General features: G+C 70.6%; 16 protein-coding genes, 1 pseudogene and 1 riboswitch. Of the genes and pseudogenes, 11 read left to right on the forward strand and 6 right to left on the reverse strand.

Features of this window, described 5'->3' with window-relative positions:
* The coding region (locus JS521_RS23160) for an ATP-binding protein (RefSeq protein ID WP_239487703.1) at nucleotides 1-2,447 on the reverse strand (2,447 nt) is incomplete at its 3' end.
* Between the two features lie 561 nt (nucleotides 2,448-3,008).
* Nucleotides 3,009-3,154 (reverse strand): annotated as a pseudogene (locus JS521_RS36805) (putative universal stress family protein); the annotation flags it as partial.
* A gap of 198 nt (nucleotides 3,155-3,352) precedes the next feature.
* Here JS521_RS36805 and JS521_RS23165 point away from each other — a divergent pair.
* From JS521_RS23165 to JS521_RS23195, 7 genes are all read left to right on the forward strand, one after another.
* The gene (locus tag JS521_RS23165) at nucleotides 3,353-3,688 is read left to right on the forward strand and encodes an SAV_915 family protein (protein WP_205084870.1); all 336 of its coding nucleotides are present in this window, start codon (nucleotides 3,353-3,355) and stop codon (nucleotides 3,686-3,688) included.
* Between the two features lie 38 nt (nucleotides 3,689-3,726).
* Entirely contained in the window at nucleotides 3,727-5,061 is a 1,335-nt protein-coding gene (gene lysA, locus JS521_RS23170) for a diaminopimelate decarboxylase (RefSeq protein ID WP_205084871.1), read from the forward strand.
* 292 nt (nucleotides 5,062-5,353) lie between these two features.
* Nucleotides 5,354-5,443 (forward strand): K(+)-transporting ATPase subunit F, encoded by a 90-nt coding sequence (kdpF, locus tag JS521_RS37385; RefSeq protein WP_205084872.1) that lies wholly within the window; start codon nucleotides 5,354-5,356, stop codon nucleotides 5,441-5,443.
* 8 nt (nucleotides 5,444-5,451) lie between these two features.
* Nucleotides 5,452-7,116: a potassium-transporting ATPase subunit KdpA gene (gene kdpA, locus JS521_RS23180; RefSeq protein ID WP_205084873.1), complete on the forward strand. Its 1,665-nt coding sequence runs from the start codon at nucleotides 5,452-5,454 to the stop codon at nucleotides 7,114-7,116.
* Nucleotides 7,113-9,221: a potassium-transporting ATPase subunit KdpB gene (gene kdpB, locus JS521_RS23185; protein ID WP_205084874.1), complete on the forward strand. Its 2,109-nt coding sequence runs from the start codon at nucleotides 7,113-7,115 to the stop codon at nucleotides 9,219-9,221. The genes kdpA and kdpB overlap by 4 nt, the downstream gene beginning before the upstream one ends.
* A gap of 6 nt (nucleotides 9,222-9,227) precedes the next feature.
* Complete coding sequence (locus JS521_RS23190) at nucleotides 9,228-9,899, forward strand: potassium-transporting ATPase subunit C (RefSeq protein WP_205084875.1); 672 nt, start codon at nucleotides 9,228-9,230, stop codon at nucleotides 9,897-9,899.
* A gap of 52 nt (nucleotides 9,900-9,951) precedes the next feature.
* Complete coding sequence (locus tag JS521_RS23195) at nucleotides 9,952-10,116, forward strand: hypothetical protein (protein ID WP_205084876.1); 165 nt, start codon at nucleotides 9,952-9,954, stop codon at nucleotides 10,114-10,116.
* A gap of 60 nt (nucleotides 10,117-10,176) precedes the next feature.
* On the opposite strand, the gene JS521_RS23200 is transcribed toward JS521_RS23195, so the two are convergent.
* The 4 genes from JS521_RS23200 to gcvT all read right to left on the reverse strand — a co-directional run bounded on the left by JS521_RS23200 (nucleotide 10,177) and on the right by gcvT (nucleotide 14,627).
* On the reverse strand, nucleotides 10,177-11,562 hold the full coding sequence (locus tag JS521_RS23200) for an L-serine ammonia-lyase (protein WP_205084877.1): 1,386 nt from the start codon (nucleotides 11,560-11,562) through the stop codon (nucleotides 10,177-10,179).
* Between the two features lie 171 nt (nucleotides 11,563-11,733).
* Nucleotides 11,734-12,993, reverse strand: a complete 1,260-nt coding sequence (glyA, locus tag JS521_RS23205) for a serine hydroxymethyltransferase (RefSeq protein WP_205084878.1) — start codon at nucleotides 12,991-12,993, stop codon at nucleotides 11,734-11,736.
* An 18-nt stretch (nucleotides 12,994-13,011) separates the two neighbouring features.
* Nucleotides 13,012-13,389 carry a glycine cleavage system protein GcvH gene (gene gcvH / locus JS521_RS23210; RefSeq protein ID WP_010060008.1) on the reverse strand — a complete coding sequence of 126 codons (378 nt, stop codon included), beginning with the start codon at nucleotides 13,387-13,389 and terminating at the stop codon, nucleotides 13,012-13,014.
* 122 nt (nucleotides 13,390-13,511) lie between these two features.
* Nucleotides 13,512-14,627: a glycine cleavage system aminomethyltransferase GcvT gene (gene gcvT, locus JS521_RS23215; RefSeq protein WP_205084879.1), complete on the reverse strand. Its 1,116-nt coding sequence runs from the start codon at nucleotides 14,625-14,627 to the stop codon at nucleotides 13,512-13,514.
* A gap of 176 nt (nucleotides 14,628-14,803) precedes the next feature.
* Nucleotides 14,804-14,901, reverse strand: a riboswitch (glycine riboswitch).
* A gap of 175 nt (nucleotides 14,902-15,076) precedes the next feature.
* Here gcvT and JS521_RS23220 point away from each other — a divergent pair.
* From JS521_RS23220 to JS521_RS23235, 4 genes are all read left to right on the forward strand, one after another.
* A complete protein-coding gene (locus JS521_RS23220) occupies nucleotides 15,077-15,769 on the forward strand; it encodes an AAA family ATPase (protein WP_205084880.1) in 693 nt (230 codons plus the stop codon).
* Between the two features lie 72 nt (nucleotides 15,770-15,841).
* Nucleotides 15,842-16,612, forward strand: coding sequence for an enhanced serine sensitivity protein SseB (locus JS521_RS23225; protein ID WP_205084881.1), 771 nt, complete (start codon nucleotides 15,842-15,844; stop codon nucleotides 16,610-16,612).
* 166 nt (nucleotides 16,613-16,778) lie between these two features.
* Nucleotides 16,779-17,567 carry an enhanced serine sensitivity protein SseB C-terminal domain-containing protein gene (locus tag JS521_RS23230; RefSeq protein ID WP_205084882.1) on the forward strand — a complete coding sequence of 263 codons (789 nt, stop codon included), beginning with the start codon at nucleotides 16,779-16,781 and terminating at the stop codon, nucleotides 17,565-17,567.
* A 252-nt stretch (nucleotides 17,568-17,819) separates the two neighbouring features.
* Nucleotides 17,820-19,490: an ABC transporter substrate-binding protein gene (locus JS521_RS23235; RefSeq protein WP_205084883.1), complete on the forward strand. Its 1,671-nt coding sequence runs from the start codon at nucleotides 17,820-17,822 to the stop codon at nucleotides 19,488-19,490.
* The last annotated feature ends 126 nt before the right edge of the window (nucleotides 19,491-19,616 follow it).

The raw sequence follows: 19,616 nt of genomic DNA on the forward strand, positions 1-19,616 counted from the left end.
CCTCGCGCACTGGCTCCTCCCGCCCCGGCCCCTCCCGTGGCGTCCGCAGGGTCCGTGACGTCCGCAGGGTCCGAGGCATCCGAGGCCTCCGCAGCCTCCGCCGCCAGCACGCAGCGCCCGGCGCCCTCGGTGGTCAGCGCCTGGCTGTACGGGCGGGGGAGTTCCGCATAGGCCGCCGCCGCCTTCCGGTACGACTCCGCGGCCGCCGGCAGATCGCCCGGCCGCCCCTGGGCCAGCGCCTCGCTCTCGGCGAGTACGGCCCGGCTCCAGACCAGCGCGGCCCTGGCGGCGGGCGCGTCCCGCTCCCCGAGACCCTGGGCGAAATCCCGGACCATCGCGTGCGCCGCGGCCGTGTCGCCCGCGCGCGCCAGCGCCTCCACGGCCCACGGCGCGAGTTCCGCCGCCCAGGGCCACACCCCCTTCTCGGCCACCACCGCCCAGGCCGCACGCGCCTGCTCCGCCGCGGCGGCCACCTCCTGGCGGGCCAGCGTCAGACGGATCACGGCGCCGGCGGCCGTCGCTCCCAGGGGCACCGGCAGGTTCTCCGTCCCGAACGTCCCCCGCTGGGACAGCCAGGACTTGGCCTCCGCCCAGTCCCCCTGGGCGACGGCGAGCAGGCCGCGTACGACATAGGCGTCGGAGGAGAGGAACGGCATGTCCGCGGTGTCGGCGATGAACTCCTCGCACCGGGCGGCCAGTCCCAGCCACTGGCCGGTCCACCACTCCTGGAGCAGCCGCGTCCCCGACGCGCTGTGTTCCGTGTACGGCGCACCGCTCCGCGTGGCCAGCTCGCGCCCCTCCGTCAGCAGGCCGTCCACGCGCCCGTAGAAGCCGAGCCAGACCGCGGAGTCCGCCGCGTTGCACAGACCGCGTGCCGCCTGCCGGGCGCACGCGGGGTCCGTGCTCTTCACGGGCAGCCGCCGCACCAGGTCCCACGCTTCGGGGTCGGCCCAACTCATCGCCAGCCCGACGTGGTTGGCGAGGACCGCCGTACGCATCGCCTCGTCCCCGTTGTCGTCCGCGGCGGCCATGGCCTTGATCAGCCAGCCCCGGTGGACGTCGAGGGAAGCGCCCGGCCAGTAGGGGGTGACCAGCGCCGCCATCGCCCGGGCGGCCAGCACGGACCGCACCTCGCGCAGCTCGGCGGCGGCGATCTCCAGCACCCGCCAGCCCTCGGTGTACCGGCCCATCTGGTTGCACAGCATCAGCCCCAGGTCGAGCCGCAACTCCCCGCGTACGGCCGGGGGCAGGGCCGCGTCCTGCACGATCTGCGCGAGCACCTCCACGGTCTGGTCCGAGCGCAGCCCGGTCACCGCGTTGCGGGCCAGCAGCGGCGCCAACCGGGCCCGGGCCTGCGGGGGGATGCCGGGTGCGGCGAGCGTCCGCTCCAGGAGAGTGATCGCCTCCTGGTGCCGGCCGGACGCCGCCGCCGACTCGGCCGCCTTCTCCACCGCCCGCAGCCACCTGCGGTACTCGCCCGCCGCCCGGTGGTGCTCGCCCACGGCGGCCCAGGCCACGGGCTGTCTGCGGCTGAGCGCGGCCGCCGCACGACGGTGCAGATCCTGCCGTACGGGACCGGGCACGGTGGCGCGTACGGTCGACGCGACCAGCGGGACGGCGAAACCGTAGCGGCCCTCGCCCAGCTCGGCCAGCGCCGCGCTCTCCAGGGCCCGCAGCAGCGCGTCGCTCCCCGGTACGGCCCCGAGCCCCGACACCGCGATCAGCTCGTCACGGGCGGCGGGCCCGTCCAGGACGGCGGCCGCCCAGACCAGCGGCCGGTGCGCCGAGGACAACGCGTGCGTACGGCTCAGCACCAGCTCCGCCGGCCGGGCCGGCGCCCCGGCGGCGGCCACCTCGGCGGCCGTGCCGGTGAAGGCCGGCCGCTGTTCCCGCAGCAGGGCCAGCAGGTCGACGACCGCCCGGGGCACTCCACCGGTCCCTTCGTGCAGCGCCCCCACGGCCTCGGCCGTACAGCCGCCCTCGCCCAGCACCTCGGCGGCCGCCTGCCGGACGCGCTCCTCGTCCCAGGGCGCCAGCCGGTCCCCGAGCACCGTCAGCCGGAACGGATACGTCATGGCCGGACCGCCCAACGGCAGCCCAGGGAACGGGAGTTCCTCGGGACGGTAGGTCACGACGGCCGCGGATCCCGGCTCCAGCCCCGCCAGCACCCGGCGCAGCCGCAGCAGCTCGTCCTCGCCCGCCCGGTGGACGTCGTCCACCAGCAGCAGGGTCGGCTCCCGCCAGAACCCGTCCTCCTCCGGCTGCCCGCCGTCGACGCCGCACCGCCACCACAGGCGGGCCACCTCCGGCGTCCGGGGCAGGCCGGCCAGTTCCCGCAGCAGATGGCTCTTGCCCAGCCCGGCGGAGCCTTCGACGAACAGCAGCACCGGCTCGGCGTCCCGGTCGGCGAGAGCGCGTGCGAGGGACCGCAGAGCAGAACCACCCATCGCGATCACGTCACCCTCGCTCTCCGTCGCCCGGACCCACCACAGTGATGCCTCGCCGGGCCGGCCGCACCCGGCGCGACGCGCGTTTCCCGCGGAAGCCCGTTCCCGGGCACATTCTCGGCGACCGCGACGGACCGCACCTCTTCTTCGCGGACGGTCGCCCATGGTCACGTTCCGTGCGCGTCCCGCGTGCAGTCGCGCGTGCCCGCGTACGTACAGACATACGGATGCCCGGGCGTACGGAAGGCCCCTCGGCGAGAACGGCGCGCAGCGGAGCACGCTCGGCCGACTGCTGACCCGCAGGGCGCAGTGCCCCTCCGGCTGGGACCTCGAAGGGCGACGCGCGCGGGTTCCTTCCGCAAGCCCGGTCACCGCGGCTCGAAGCTATGCCATCCGCGCGCTCCGGTTACATCCGGGGAGCCGGTTCCACGGATACCCGATCAATTGCTCCGCCCGCCCTGTACGGGCCGTTCATCGCCTCTCCTCGCGCGGCGGAACGTGCGGCATGTGCGGCAGGGACCAGGCGGTGCCGCGTACGGCGGCGAGTTCGGCTTCGAGCGGGTTCCCGGCCGCCCAGTCCGCCCCCGGGCAGTTGCCAGGCCAGCACGACGTGCAGGTCCGCGTTCTCGCGCCTCGGCGGTGGCTCGGTGCAGGGCAGCCAGGCTTCCCAGGGAACCGTTCACGCCGACCACGACTCGCTGCCGCACGGCTCAGCCTCCTTCGTCGTTCTGTTCCGGACTTTCATTGAACGGCGACCGGGCGGCACCGCGTGTCAGCGATCCGTATGAACGCGGCGGCGGCCGTCAGAGTTGCGTCAGGCGGCAGGGCCGCGCGTGCCGGGGTGGGCATAGCTTCGACGTCACGCGCCCGGCAGCGGCCGGTCGCGATCACCTCGGAGGAAAACCATGTGCCTCTTCTCGTACGACGACGACGCCGACCCTGATGAACAGGCCCCGGCCGGGCTCCTGTACGTGCCCGTCCGGACGGAAGCGGCGGGCCCCGCACTGAGGGTGTTCCGTACGCCGCTGGGGGAGCGCACCGCCGTCGGCTTCACCCGCAGAGATCTGCTGACCGCGACGTTCGGCGCCGGCCAGCCCGCGATTCTGCTCGCGGAGCCGGCTCTGCGCGCGCTCACGGCACCCCTCGGGGTCGGCCGACTCGTGGTCGATCCGGTCCTCTCGGCTCCCGCTGTCACCACGAAGCCGGTGCACGCGGCCGAAGAGCCCGCTCGCGCGCTGTGAACCGCGCTCCGTTCCCCGCCTCCCGAGGAGACGCCACCATGTCCGCACCCCTTCTCACCGAACTCCCCTCCCCTCTGGACGACCTGTCCGTCTGGCCGGCTTCCACCGCCCGCCTTCCGCAGGGGCACGTGAGCGTCGGCGGGGTCTCGCTCGCCGACATAGCCGACCGCTTCGACACCCCCGCCTACGTCCTGGACGAGGAGGAGATACGCGCGCGGTGCCGGACGTACCGAGCGGCGTTTCCCCAGGCCGACGTGGTGTACGCGGCCAAGGCGTTCCTGTCCCGGGCGATGGTGCGGTGGATCGACGAGGAGGGGCTCGGGCTGGACGTCTGCTCCGCCGGTGAACTCGAACTCGCGGTCACGGCCGGATTCCCTCCCGAGCGGATGGTGCTCCACGGCAACGCGAAGACGCCGCGTGACATCGAGACGGCGCTGCGGCTCGGCGTCGGGCGGATCGTCGTCGACAGTCCGTCGGAGATCGCTCGGATCGCCGCGCTGGTGGGCCCCGCCGGGCGGCAGAAGGTCATGGTGCGGGTGGTGCCCGGGATCTCGGCCGGCGGTCACGAGAAGATCCGTACCGGTACGGACGGCCAGAAGTTCGGCCTGTCCCTCACCGACGGATCGGCCCGGCACGCCATCGCCCGGGTGCTCGGTCAGCATCAACTCGAACTGACGGGGCTGCACTGCCACATCGGCTCCCAGATCACCGACGTCAAGCCGTATCTGGTTGCCGTACGGCGCATGGTCGGACTGATGGCCCGCGTCAGGGAGAGCCATGGCGTGACCTTCCCCGAACTCGACCTGGGCGGTGGGCACGGGATCGCCTACCGGCCGGGGGAACCCGCGCTCGACCTGACCGCCCTCGCACGCCGCCTCGACGCGGAGCTCTCCGCGAGCTGCGCCGCCGCGGGCCTGCCCGCGCCGAGACTGGCCGTCGAGCCCGGGAGGGCGATCGCGGCCCCGGCCGGAGTGGCGCTGTACCGGGTCCTCGCCGTCAAGCACACCGGCCCGACGCTGTTCGTCGCCGTCGACGGCGGAATGAGCGACAACCCCCGGCCCGCCCTGTACGGGGCCCGCTACGCGCCGCGCCTGATCGGCCGTCCGGCCGTCGCCGAACCGGTCACGGCCACGGTGGTGGGACGGCACTGCGAGGCCGGCGACGTCCTTGCGAGCGATGTCCTCCTGCCGGGTGACGTACGTCCCGGTGACGTCCTCGCGGTGCCGGTGGCGGGTGCCTACCAGGTGTCCATGGCCTCCGCCTACAACCTCGTGGGCCGCCCGCCGGTCGTCGCCGTGCACGACGGCACGGCACGTCTGCTGATCCGGCGCGAGACGCAGGAGGACTTCCGGCGGCGCGACATCGGCGCCTGAGGGCTGTCCGGAACGGTTCACGCCCTCCCTCTCCGTGGCGCGAGGGAAACGCTTCGTGAGTGCCTGCCGGTATGCCGCGTCAGACGGGCGTCAAGGGTTTCCCGTAATTCGTATGGAGACCGTCAAGGTGGCTTATCCCCGGGCCGAAGTCGAGGTTTGCTCATATCGGCCGTTCGGCCGATTTCCTTCCTCACGTCAATCAGGAGCTCGCGATGGCCGATATGGCCTTCGTCGTCACCACGGTCGCGGTATTCGCACTGGTGGCTCTCATCGCCCGGGGGGTGACCAAGCTGTGACCGTCGAGAACATCGTCGGCCTCATCGTGGCCGTTTCCCTGCTGGGGTATCTCGTACTGGCTCTCCTTTACCCGGAGAGGTTCTGAGTGCTGATATGAGTCCCCAGCTCGCTGGTCTGCTCCAGCTCATAGCTCTGATCGCCGCCCTTGCCCTGGCCTACCGTCCGCTGGGCGACTACATGGCCAAGGTCTATTCCTCCGAGAAGCACTACGCACCGGAGAAGTGGATATACAAGGTCATCGGCGCCAATCCGGCCGCCGAAATGCGCTGGCCCGCCTATCTGCGCGGCGTGCTCGCCTTCTCGGCGGTGAGCGTCCTCTTCCTGTATCTGATGCAACGGGTGCAGGGCTCGCTGCCCGGCTCGCTCGGTTTCTCCTCGATCGACCCGGACCAGGCGTTCAACACCGCCGCTTCCTTCGTCGCCAACACCAACTGGCAGTCCTACTACGGCGAACAGGCCATGGGCCACGTCGTGCAGACCGGCGGCCTCGCGGTGCAGAACTTCCTGTCCGCCGCCGTCGGCATGGCCGTCGCGGTGGCGCTCGTACGGGGCTTCGCCCGCTCCCGTACCGGTGAACTGGGCAACTTCTGGGCCGACCTGGTACGTGGCACCGTCCGCATCCTGATCCCCATCTCGGTGATCGGCGCCATCGTGCTGGTCGCCTGCGGGGTGATCCAGAACTTCTCCGGCATCCACCAGGTCGGACAGTTCACGGGCGGCACACAGGAGTGGAACGGCGGCGCGGTCGCCTCCCAGGAGGCCATCAAGGAACTGGGCACCAACGGCGGCGGCTACTTCAACGCCAACTCCGCCCACCCCTTCGAGAACCCGAACCCCCTCTCCAACCTCTTCGAGATCTTCCTCATCCTGCTGATCCCGTTCGCGCTGACGCGGACCTTCGGCCGGATGGTCGGTTCGCTGAAGCAGGGGTACGCGATCCTCGGCACGATGGCCGTTATCTGGATCGGGTTCGTCGCGCTGATGATGTGGACGGAGTTCGCCCACCGGGGCCCGGCGTTCGAGATCGCGGGCGGCGCGATGGAGGGCAAGGAGACCCGCTTCGGGATCGCCGGATCCTCATTGTTCGCGGTGAGTACGACGCTGACGTCCACGGGTGCGGTGAACTCCTTCCACTCCTCGTACACCGGCTTCGGCGGCGGCATCACGATGCTCGGCATGCAGCTCGGCGAGATCGCGCCCGGCGGTGTCGGCTCCGGCCTCTACGGCATGCTGATCATGGCCATCATCGCCGTGTTCATCGCCGGTCTGATGGTCGGCCGCACCCCGGAGTACCTCGGCAAGAAGATCGGCACCCGCCAGATCAAGTTCGCCGCCTGCTACATCCTCGTCACCCCGGCGCTGGTGCTCGGCTTCACCGCGGTCGCGATGGCCCTGCCGACCCCCTCCGACTCGATGACGAACTCCGGCGCACACGGCTTCTCCGAGATCCTGTACGCCTATACCTCCGGCGCCAACAACAACGGCTCCGCCTTCGCCGGACTCAACGCCGACACCCAGTGGTTCAACTCGACCATCGGCATCGCGATGCTGCTCGGCCGGTTCCTGCCGATGGTGTTCGTCCTGGCCCTGGCCGGTTCGCTCGCCGAGCAGAAGCCGGTGCCCGAGACCGCGGGCACGCTGCGCACCGACAAGCCCCTCTACGCGGGGCTGCTCGTCGGCACGATCCTCATCATCACCGGACTCACCTACTTCCCGGCCCTGGCGCTGGGTCCGCTTGCCGAAGGGCTCGCCTCATGAGCACCGTCACCCCTACTCGCGCTCCGCACGGAGACATCCCGCCGGCCGGCGGCCACGGGACCGCCAACCGTGTCGGCAGCGGACTCTTCGACCCGCAGCAGCTGCTGAAGTCGTTCCCGGACGCACTGCGCAAGCTCGACCCCCGCGTGATGATCAAGTCGCCCGTGATGTTCGTCGTCCTGGTCGGCTCGGTGGTCACCACCGCGCTCGCGATCACGGACCCGACCGACTGGTTCGGCTGGGCGATCACCGCCTGGCTCTGGCTGACCACGGTCTTCGCCAACCTCGCCGAGGCGGTCGCCGAGGGCCGGGGCAAGGCCCAGGCCGACACCCTGCGCCAGGCCAAGACCGGCACCGTCGCCCGCCGCGTCATCGGTCCGAACGAGGAACGGGTCGCCGGGACGGATCTGCGCATCGGGGACCATGTGGTCTGCGAGGCCGGAGACGTCATCCCCGGCGACGGAGACGTGGTCGAGGGCGTCGCCTCCGTCGACGAATCCGCGATCACCGGCGAGTCCGCCCCGGTCATCCGCGAGTCCGGCGGCGACCGCTCGGCCGTCACCGGCGGTACGAAGGTGCTGTCCGACCGCGTCGTCATCAGGATCACCACCAAGCCGGGCGAGACCTTCATCGACCGGATGATCAACCTGGTCGAGGGCGCCTCCCGGCAGAAGACGCCCAACGAGATCGCCCTGAACATCCTGCTGGCGTCCCTCACCATCGTCTTCCTGCTCGCCGTGGTCACCCTGAAGCCGTTCGCGATCTACGCGGGCGCCGACGACCAGACCTCGCTGATCGTGCTCGCGGCGCTGCTCGTCTGCCTGATCCCCACCACCATCGGGGCCCTGCTGTCCGCGATCGGGATCGCCGGTATGGACCGCCTCGTCCAGCGCAACGTCCTGGCCATGTCCGGGCGCGCAGTCGAAGCCGCGGGCGATGTCTCCACGCTGCTCCTCGACAAGACCGGCACCATCACCCTGGGCAACCGGCAGGCCGCCGAATTCCTGGCGGTCAAGGGCGTGAAGGAAGCCGAACTCGCCGACGCCGCCCAGCTCTCCTCGCTCGCCGACGAGACCCCGGAAGGCCGGTCGATCGTCGTGCTGGCCAAGGAGAAGTACGGGCTGCGGGAGCGGGACCAGGGCGAGCTGACCGGAGCCGAATGGGTCGCGTTCACCGCGCAGACCCGGATGTCGGGCGTCGACCTCGACGGGCGGAAGGTCCGCAAGGGCGCCACCGGTTCCGTCGTGGCGTGGGTGAAGGAGCGGGGAGGGAGTGTCTCCAAGGACGCGCAGGCGCTCACGGACCGGATTTCCCAGGCTGGTGGTACGCCGCTGCTGGTGGCTGTGGAAGACGCTCGTGGTCCGAGGGTTCTCGGGGTGATCCATCTGAAGGATGTGGTGAAGGAGGGCATGCGGGAGCGGTTCGACGAGCTGCGCCGCATGGGGATCAAGACGGTCATGATCACGGGTGACAACCCGCTGACCGCGAAGGCGATCGCCGAGGAGGCCGGGGTCGACGACTTCCTGGCCGAGGCGACGCCCGAGGACAAGATGGCCCTCATCAAGCGGGAACAGGCCGGCGGCAAGCTCGTCGCGATGACCGGCGACGGCACCAACGACGCCCCTGCCCTGGCCCAGGCAGACGTCGGCGTCGCGATGAACACCGGCACCTCGGCCGCCAAGGAGGCCGGGAACATGGTCGACCTCGACTCCAACCCCACCAAACTCATCGAGATCGTCGAGATCGGCAAGCAACTCCTCATCACCCGGGGGGCGTTGACCACCTTCTCCATCGCCAACGACGTCGCGAAGTATTTCGCGATCATCCCCGCCATGTTCGCCGTGGCCTACCCGTCGCTGGACAAGCTCAACATCATGGGGCTCGCCTCGCCCGAGTCCGCGATCCTGTCCGCCGTCATCTTCAACGCGTTGATCATCGTCGCGCTGGTGCCGCTCGCCCTCAAGGGCGTCCGCTACCGGCCCGCGAGCGCCGACAGGATGCTGCGCCGCAACCTCGGCCTGTACGGACTCGGCGGCATCGTCGCCCCGTTCATCGGCATCAAGCTCATCGACCTGCTCCTCTCCTCCCTCCCCGGAATCGGCTGATCCGCCATGACCAACAACACCGTCAGCAGCACCGCGCGCGTGCTCGGAGCCGGACTCCGCGCCCTGCTCGTCCTGACCCTCGTCTGCGGGGTCGTCTACCCGCTCGCCGTCACCGGCGTCGCCCAGGCCCTGTTCAACGACAAGGCCAACGGCTCCGAACTCAAGGACGCAAGCGGCCAGGTGGTCGGCTCCTCCCTCATCGGCCAGCGGTACGACCTTCCGCTGAAGGACGGCGATGAGTCACCCGCCCCGGACCTGAAGTGGTTCCAGCCGCGCCCCTCCAACGGCCTCGGCAGCAACAGCGCCAACACCCAGTACTCCCTGATCCTCTCCGGCGCCACCAACCGCTCCGGCGACAACGAGGAGCTGATCCAGTGGGTGAAGGACGCCGAGGCGGCCGTGGTGAAGGACAACTCCACCGCCACGTACAAGGTGGACCACGACGACATCCCGCCCGACGCCGTCACGTCCTCCGGCTCCGGCCTGGACCCGGACATCTCACCCGCGTACGCGAAGCTCCAGGTCCACCGGGTCGCCGAGCGGAACGGCCTCGACGTCAAGGAGGTCGAGGACCTGGTCGCCGACCACACCACCGGCCGCCTGCTCGGCTTCATGGGCGAGCCCCGGGTGAACGTCCTGGAGCTGAACACCGCGCTCAGGGACCGCACCCAGGACTGATGGAGCCGGGCCCGGGGCGGCGCGGGCCGGTCGGGAGGGCTCGGCGGATGCGGTGACCGTGCTGCCCCGGCGATCCTCAGACGATGTCGTCGCCGTTCTCGTCCACGAGGTCGAGCCGCAGCGACGCCACGATCTCGTCCACCCGCTGGGCGTTCTCGCCGTGGGAGGGTTCACCGGGTTCCTTCTTCAGGGGGCCTCCCGCGTCGAGGCTCCGTGAGGGACTCGACGCCGCCGGCCAGGGACTCCGGGAACGCCCTGGTCAGCACCCGTCGTCCGCCTAGCACTCGATGATGTTCACCGCGAGCCCGCCCCGGGCCGTCTCCTTGTACTTCACGCTCATGTCGGCCCCGGTCTCCTTCATGGTCTTGATGACCTTGTCGAGGGAGACCTTGTGGCTGCCGTCGCCCCGCAGCGCCATCCGGGCCGCCGTGACAGCCTTGACCGCCGCCATGCCGTTGCGCTCGATGCAGGGGATCTGGACGAGGCCGCCGACCGGGTCGCAGGTCAGGCCCAGGTTGTGCTCCATGCCGATCTCGGCGGCGTTCTCCACCTGCTCCGGGGAGCCGCCGAGGACCTCGGCCAGGGCGCCGGCCGCCATCGAGCAGGCCGAGCCGACCTCGCCCTGGCAGCCGACCTCGGCGCCGGAGATCGAGGCGTTCTCCTTGAAGAGCAGGCCGATCGCGCCCGCCGCGAGGAGGAAGCGGACGACGCTGTCCTCCTTCTCCGCCTCGGTGCAGCCGTGGGACGCGAAGTTCATGTAGTAGTGCAGGACGGCCGGGATGATGCCCGCCGCGCCGTTCGTGGGGGCGGTGACGACGCGGCCGCCCGCCGCGTTCTCCTCGTTGACCGCCATCGCGTAGAGGGTGATCCACTCCATCGCGTGGGCCTGCGGGTCGCCCTCGGCGCGGAGCTGGCGGGCCGTGTTCGCGGCGCGGCGGCGGACCTTGAGGCCGCCGGGGAGGATGCCCTCGCGGGACATGCCGCGCGAGACGCAGGCCTGCATGACGCGCCAGATGTCCAGCAGCCCGGAACGGATCTCCGCCTCGGTGCGCCAGGCCAGCTCGTTCTCCAGCATCATCGAGGAGATCGACAGGCCGGTCTCGCGGGAGAGCCGCAGCAGTTCGTCGCCGGTGCGGAAGGGGTGTTTGAGGACCGTGTCGTCCGGGACGATCGGGTTCTCCCCGGCCACCGCGTCCTCGTCGACGACGAAGCCGCCGCCGACCGAGTAGTACGTCTTCTCCAGGACCGTGGCGCCCTCGGTGTCGTACGCGAAGACCGTCATGCCGTTGGCGTGGTACGGGAGCGCCTTGCGGCGGTGCAGGACCAGGTCGTCGTCGAAGGCGAACGGGATCTCGTGCATGCCCAGCAGGTTGATCCGGCCGGTGGAGCGGATCTCCTCCACGTGGGCGTCGGCGTTCTCCACGTCCACCGTCTGCGGCGACTCGCCCTCCAGGCCGAGCAGGACCGCCTTGGGCGTCCCGTGCCCGTGGCCGGTCGCGCCGAGGGAGCCGTACAGCTCGGCCCGTATCGAGGCGGTGTGCGCGAGCAGGCCCTCGTTCTTCAGGCGGCGCGCGAACATCCGGGCGGCGCGCATCGGTCCCACCGTGTGGGAGCTGGAGGGGCCGATACCGACCGAGAAGAGGTCGAAGACCGAGATGGCCACGGGAGGACTCCTTGGGGGGTGGGAAGACGCCGTTGTCTGCCTGGGTGGTGCGGGACAAGCGGGGCAAGCGGGATGAGAAGGACGGTCGGGGGCAAGGAACGGGGCACCGCGCTCACTTTTCTCCAGTGTGCGCGGTGCCCCGTCCGGATGCGCGGAACCGCAGGCCAGGTGCTACTTCAGGCCGGGGTACAGCGGGAACTTCTCGGCCAGCGCGGCGACGCGGGCCTTGAGGTCGTCCGCGTCGTACGACGGCTTGAGGGCGGCCGCGATGATCTCCGCGACCTCCGCGAAGTCCTCGGTGCCGAAGCCGCGGGTGGCCAGCGCCGGGGTGCCGATCCGCAGGCCCGAGGTGACCATCGGGGGACGCGGGTCGTTCGGGATGGCGTTCCGGTTGACCGTGATGCCCAGCTCGTGGAGCCGGTCCTCGGCCTGCTGGCCGTCCAGCTCGGAGTTGCGCAGGTCGACCAGGACCAGGTGCACGTCGGTGCCGCCGGAGAGGACGGAGACGCCCACCTCGGTGACGTCCGGCTGGACCAGGCGCTCGGCCAGGATCCGCGCGCCGTCCAGGGTGCGCTGCTGGCGCTCCTTGAACTCCTCGCCCGCCGCGATCTTGAACGAGACCGCCTTGGCCGCGATCACGTGCTCCAGCGGGCCGCCCTGCTGACCCGGGAAGACCGCCGAGTTGATCTTCTTGGCCAGCTCCTGGGTGGAGAGGATCACGCCACCGCGCGGACCGCCGAGGGTCTTGTGCGTGGTGGTGGTGACGACATGGGCGTGCGGCACCGGGTTGGGGTGCAGACCGGCCGCGACCAGGCCCGCGAAGTGCGCCATGTCGACCATCAGGTACGCGCCGACCTCGTCCGCGATCCGGCGGAAGGCGGCGAAGTCGAGCTGGCGCGGGTAGGCGGACCAGCCGGCCACGATCAGCTTTGGCTGGGACTCCTTGGCGAGGCGCTCGACCTCCTCCATGTCCACGACACCGCTCTCGTCGACGTGGTACGGGACCACGTTGTAGAGCTTGCCGGAGAAGTTGATCTTCATGCCGTGAGTCAGGTGACCGCCGTGGGCCAGGTTCAGGCCCATGATCGTGTCGCCCGGCTTCAGCAGCGCGAACATCGCGGCGGCGTTCGCCTGCGCACCGGAGTGCGGCTGAACGTTCGCGGCCTCGGCCCCGAACAGGGCCTTGATCCGGTCGATCGCGATCTGCTCGACGACGTCGACGTGCTCACAGCCGCCGTAGTAGCGGCGGCCGGGGTAGCCCTCGGCGTACTTGTTGGTGAGGACGGAGCCCTGCGCCTCCATGACTGCGACCGGAGCGAAGTTCTCCGAGGCGATCATTTCGAGGGTGGACTGCTGACGGTGGAGCTCGGCGTCGACGGCGGCGGCGACGTCCGGGTCCAGCTCGTGGAGGGAGGAGTTCAGAAGCGACATCAGGGGATCCCTTGGGTCTCAGTTGCCGGAGAACGCGGTGTACTCGTCGGCGGAGAGCAGATCGGCCGGCTCCTCCGCGACGCGCACCTTGAACAGCCAGCCGCCCTCGAAGGGAGCGGAGTTCACCAGCGAGGGGTCGTCCACGACGTCCTGGTTGGCCGCCGTCACCTCACCGGTCACCGGCGAGTACAGATCGCTGACGGACTTGGTTGACTCCAGTTCGCCGCAGGTCTCGCCCGCGGTCACCGTGTCACCGACCTCCGGGAGCTGGGCGTAGACGACGTCACCGAGCGCGTTGGCCGCGTACTCGGTGATGCCGATGGTGGCCACGCCGTCCTCGAGGGCCGACAGCCACTCGTGCTCCTTGCTGTACCGCAGCTGCTGGGGGTTGCTCATGACCTGAATTCTCCTGTACGCGGGGGAGTGCTGATGAACGGTGGTCTTACGGTGTGAGACGGAGGTACGTCACCTCTGTGACGCCCGCACGCTGATATGCGGGTCCGGGTTGTCCCGGAGTATCACTTCTGGCGCTTGTAGAACGGCAGCGCGACGACCTCGTACGGCTCGTGCGTGCCCCGGATGTCCACGCCCACGCCCTCGGTGCCCGGGGCGGCGAAGGCCGCGTCCACGTACGCCATGGCGATCGGCTTGCCCAGGGTGGGGGACGGGGCGCCGGAGGTGACCTCACCGATCACCTTGCCGTCCGCGACGACCGGGAAACCGGCGCGCGGAACCCGGCGGCCCTCGGCGACCAGGCCGACCAGCTTGCGCGGCGGGGCGGTCTCGGCGCGCTCGGCGGCGGCCTTCAGCGCCTCGCGGCCGACGAAGTCGCCCTCCTTCTCGAACTTCACGACCCGGCCCAGACCCGCGTCGAACGGGGTGAGCGCGGTCGTCAGCTCGTGCCCGTACAGCGGCATGCCCGCCTCCAGGCGCAGCGTGTCCCGGCAGGAGAGCCCGCACGGGATCAGGCCGTGTGCCGCACCGGCGTCCGTCAGCGCGCGCCACAGCTGCTCGGCGTGCCCGGGCGCGACGAACAGCTCGAAGCCGTCCTCGCCGGTGTAGCCGGTACGGGCGATGAGCGCCGGAACCCCGGCGACCGTGCCCGGCAGGCCCGCGTAGTACTTCAGCCCGTCCAGGTCGGCGTCGGTGACGGCCTTCATGATCGCGGGCGACTCGGGGCCCTGGACCGCGAGCAGCGCGTAGGCGTCCCGGTCGTCGCGTACCTCGGCGTCGAAGCCCTCGACGCGGGCGGTCAGCGCGTCCAGCACGATCTGCGCGTTCCCCGCGTTGGCGACGACCATGTACTCGGTCTCGCCGAGGCGGTAGACGATCAGGTCGTCGACGATCCCGCCGTCCTCCTGGACGATCATCGTGTAGCGGGCCCGGCCGTTGCCGACGGTGGCGATGTTGCCCACCAGCGCGTAGCTCAGGAAGGCGGCGGCCTCCGGCCCGGTGACGGTGATCTCGCCCATGTGGGAGAGGTCGAAGAGCCCGGCCCTGGTGCGTACGGCGTTGTGCTCGTCGCGCTCGCTCGCGTACCGCAGGGGCATGTCCCAGCCCGCGAAGTCGGTCATGGTGGCGCCGAGCGAGCGGTGCAGCGCGTCGAGGGCGGTGAGACGGGGGGCAGTGCTCATGGATACGGCTCCAGGGCATGACGACGTCAGGACGGAAAATCCTCCCCATCTGTCATCGGAACCTGAGAGGTTCGCCGATAGCCCCTGGCGGGGTATGCCCCTGAGGGCGCCCCGGTTCAGGGGGCTCGGCTTGCACCTTGGGTGGAGTCGCGGGGCGACTCGCTTTTCAGATCTGCCTCATCCACGCGGTACGGGGCCTGAGAGATTCAAGGGAGGATCTTGCTCCTTCGGCGCCCGGCTCACACTGTGGCCGGAACTCTCCCGCGCGGATTCGAACGGCCGGTATGCAGTTGGCGGGGTCATCATCGCACGCATTGGGGGAGAGTGGGGGGTCAGGTCTCCACGCAGGTGAAGACATCGACGACAGGCCCGAGGTCGGTTGTGCCGTATTGCCTTTTCTTTACACTTCAGGGGCAGGCGTGGGAGACCCGACAGCAGGGGGATGGGCGATGACGGTGCAGCGGTCGGTACCGGCCGCGGGGGTCGCGCACGGCGCGATGCCCGCACAGCCCGGCGCACCCGTGCGGGAACTGCTGGAGACCCCCGCGCCGGTGGTACGGGACCTGCGCGGGCGCGCGGGTCACGGCCCGCACAGCCTCGATTTCACCGCCGGCGACATCGTCGTGGTCTCCGGTCTCCCCGGCAGCGGCAAGTCGACCCTCATCCGGAGGACCGTGCGCGCCCGTGCCATCGACTCCCAGAACACCCGCGACAGCTGGGCCGCCGCCCTGCCCCGGTTACTGCCCTACGCCCTCTACCGCCCCCTGGTCCGCGCCGCGCACTACCTCGGCCTCTGGAACGCCCTGCGCTCCGGTGAGTCCGTCGTCGTGCACGACTGCGGCACCCAGACCTGGGTACGCCGCCGGCTCGCCCGGCACGCCGTGAGCCGGGGCCGGACCCTCCATCTGATCCTGCTCGACGTGACGCCCGAGGTGGCGCGGCAGGGGCAGCGCGAGCGCGGCCGCGGCGTCTCCGGCTACGCCTTCGCCCGCCACCGGCACGCGGTGGCCCGGCTGATCCGCGACACCGAGCAGGGCCTGCTGCCCGCCGGCTGCACCTCCGCGGTGCTGCTCGACCGCGAGGCCGCGGGGGCGCTCGGCCGGATCTCCTTCACGGACGACGGGGCTTCCACCACCCGCTGACCGCTAAGGTGCAGGCCGGACCAGAGGGCCGCCGCGGCGCGGCCCGGGCGGTGGAGAGAGGGCACAGAGGCAGTGGACATTCCGGCACCCGCACCGGCGCACCCCCAGCAGGGGTGGCCCGCCAACGAGCTCGAAGAGGTGCTGACGGCCTCGCTCGGCGTCCCGGACGCGGGCGGCCGCCTCGTCGAGGTGCTCGGCCGCAGCTCGGTCTGGGTGCCCCTGCCGAACGGCGGCACCCCCGCGAGCGCGGACCTCGACCTGCCGATGATGGAGATCGACGGCGCGGCCTTCGTCCCCGTCTTCAGTTCCGAGGCCCAGTTCCTCAGCTGTGTCGGCAGCCATATGTCGTTCGCCGTCGCGCCCGCCCGCGACTTCGCCCGGGGCCTGCCCCCGCAGGTCGGCATCGCCGTGAACCCCGGCGGCGCGGTCGGCATACCGCTGCCGCCGCCCGCCGTCGCCGAGCTGTGCCGGGCCGGCCGCACCGCCCTGGACGGGCCCGCCACCGGAGGCCGGGTCCGGCTGTTCGAGCCGGACTGGCAGCACGACCCCGTCGACTTCCTCACCGCCGTCTCCGAGGAGTTCGAGGCCACCGGGGTGGTGAGCACCGCCCGCCGGGCCCTGGCCAGCATCGAGGGCGGCGACCCGACCCTCTTCGTCGGCGTCGAATTCGCCACCTGGGACGGAGCCGGGCAGAGCGCCCCCATGGACGCCATCGGCCGGGCGCTCGGCCGGATCCAGGTGCCCTGGCCGGTCAACCTCATCCTGCTGGATGTGGCCCAGGACCTCGTCGGCGACTGGATGCGGGAGAAAGTACGCCCGTTCTACCGGCGCGAAGGCCACTGAGCCGCGATGCGAGGGCCGCGGACGGCAGCGGGACCGGGCGCCGCCGGACCATGGCGTCAAGTCGGTGTCAGAAGTGGCGCATAAGCTGGTTTGATGGCGTGGTCGCTCCCGTGTGCCCGGGAGCGATGGCGTGAATGCGACGGATCGACGAGGGGCGGAACCCAGGGTGAGTGCGTCAGGCACTGCGGCGGCCGGCAAGGTCGAGCACCTGCTGCGCCAGGTGACCCCCGGGCGTTACGACGCCTACGAGGCGCTGCTCTCCGCGGTCGCCGAGGGCCGGATCTGGATGCTGCTCTGGCACGGCACGGCCGGCTCACCGGACGCCCAGTACGGGAACATGGAGATCGACGGCCTGGGCTACGCCCCCTGCGTCACCTCCGCCCAGGAGCTTTCCGCCAGCGGCTGGAACCGGGCCCACGAGCTGGTCACCGGACGCGACATCGCCCGCGCCCTGTTCCCCGACCGCTGGGGCATCTGGCTCAATCCGCACGCCCCCGGCGGCGGCGTCGGCATCCCCTGGCTCGACCTGCGCCGCATCGCCACCGGCCTGGACCGGCTGCCCGCCGGACCGCTCCGGCTGACCGAACCCGCCATCGAGCTCCCGCAGTTCTACGCCCTGCTCACCCAGAACGCCCACCGCACCCCCGCGATCCGCTCGCTGCGCCGCGCCTGGGTGCACCCCGCGGTCGGCGTCCCATATCTCGCGATCGGCCTCGACCTCTACGACACCGGCCGCGCCGCCGTCGAGTCGGTGCGCGAGATGATGCGGCAGTCGGTCGGCGCGGTTCCCGAAGGACTGCCCGTCTCCACCGTCGCCCTGTCCGACGAGTACGACCCGGTCGGCATGTGGCTGCGCGCCAACACCCGCCCGTTCTACGACCGCGAGGCCCACGCCCCGGCGGGCCCGCCTCCGGCCGCCGCGCCGGGTTACGGCTACCCGCCGCTTCCTCGCTGAGCCGAAGAGCCCCGAGGGTCCGACGAACCCCCGTCGCGGGGAAGGGCTCCGCCCTCGGTCACCCTCCGTCGAACACCCCTCGATGTCCGGCTTGTTAACTTCCCCCGGGAGGATGTCCCGGAACTGGGCGGTTTGTTAACTGTCCGGGTCTCGACTAGGTCTCACCGCTATCCGGACTGTTCTCTTGCGGCAGGCACCGTCTGTAGTGTGCGGCCATCAAACCTCACCACATGGCGAACCAGGGGTGGACCCATGCGCATATTCAAGTCCCGGGCTGTCCGGGCGATCACGACAGCGGTCGCTGTCGGTCTGATCGCCACGGGCTGTTCCAGCGAGCGGGACGGGGGTGACGCCAAGGGGGGCGACAAGGACACCTTCGTCTTCGCCGGAGCCGGTGACCCCGGTTCCCTCGACCCGGCCCTCGCGAGCGACGGCGAGACGTTCCGCGTCACCCGTCAGGCCTTCGAGGCGCTCCTGGAGCACGAGCCCGGCGGCAGCAAGCTCGTCGGCGGTCTCGCCGAGAAGTGGTCGAGCGACGAGGCCGGCAAGGTCTGGACGTTCAACCTCCGCCAGAACGTCAAGTTCCACGACGGCGAGGCGTTCGACGCCGCCGCGGTCTGCGCGAACTACGACTACTGGTTCAACTGGAAGGGCACGTACCAGTCCAGCGCGGTCTCCTACTACTGGCAGACCATCATGGGCGGGTTCGCGAAGAACGAGGACCCCGAGACGCCCAAGCCGAACTACAAGTCCTGCACCGCCAAGGACGACAACACGGCTGTCATCGAGGTCAACGAGCCCTCCGCGAACCTCCCGGGCGGCTTCTCGCTCCAGGCCCTGGCGATCCACTCGCCGAAGGCCCTCAAGGAGTACGCGAAGCAGGACGCGAGCGCCAAGGGCGACGCGATCACGTACCCGAAGTACAGCCAGGAGGCCGGAACGGTCGCCGGCACCGGCCCGTACAAGATCACCAAGTGGAACAAGGGCAACAAGGAAGTCTCCTTGACGCGCTTCGACGACTACTGGGGCGCCAAGGCCAAGGTGAAGAACCTGGTCTTCCGCACCATCTCCACCGAGGAGACCCGCCGCCAGGCGCTCCAGGCGGGTGACATCGACGGTTACGACCTGGTCGCGCCCGCCGATGTGACGACGCTGGAGAAGGAGGGTTACGAGGTCCCGACCCGTGACGTCTTCAACATCTTCTACGTCGGCATGAGCCAGTCGGCGAACCCGGCGCTGAAGAAGCCCGAGGTCCGTCAGGCGATCACGCACGCCATCGACCGCGAGAACCTCGTCAACACCCAGCTGCCCGAGGGCGGCAAGGTCGCGACCCAGTTCATGCCCGACACGGTCGCCGGCTTCTCGGACAAGGTGAAGACGTACCCCTTCGACACCGCCAAGGCGAAGGACCTCCTCAAGCAGGCCGGTGAGGAGAAGCTGAGCATCGACTTCTGCTACCCGACCGAGGTCACCCGCCCGTACATGCCTGCCCCGCAGGACATGTTCGAGCTGATGAAGGCCGACCTGGAGAAGGCCGGCATCACCATCAAGCCGAAGGCCATGAAGTGGGCCCCGGACTACCTGGACGCCACCGAGGCGGGCTCCTGCGCCCTGCACATGCTCGGCTGGACCGGTGACTTCAACGACGGCTACAACTTCATCGGCACCTGGTTCGCCGGACCGGACAAGCAGTGGGGCTTCAAGGACGAGAAGGTCTTCGAGGCCGTGAACGCCGCGTCCGAGATCACCGACCCGGCCGGTCGCACCGAGGCCTACAAGAAGGCCAACGAGGCCATCGCCGAGTACGTCCCGGGCGTGCCGATCTCCTCGTCGCCCCCGGCCATCGCGTTCGCGAAGAACGTCAACCCGCCGAAGGTCTCCCCGCTGACGCAGGAGAACTTCGCCGAGGTCTCCTTCAAGTAATCGCACATCAGCGGGTCCGCCCCCCCCCCCCCCCCCCCGGGGGGGGGGGGGGCATTTCTGCGGGACAGTGCCGAAACCAGGATCAGCGGGCGGCGCTCTCCATGGCGTCCACCAGACTCTGCGGCC

Origin of the sequence: Streptomyces durocortorensis (assembly GCF_016901035.1) — a bacterium.
Taxonomy (GTDB): domain Bacteria; phylum Actinomycetota; class Actinomycetes; order Streptomycetales; family Streptomycetaceae; genus Streptomyces; species Streptomyces durocortorensis.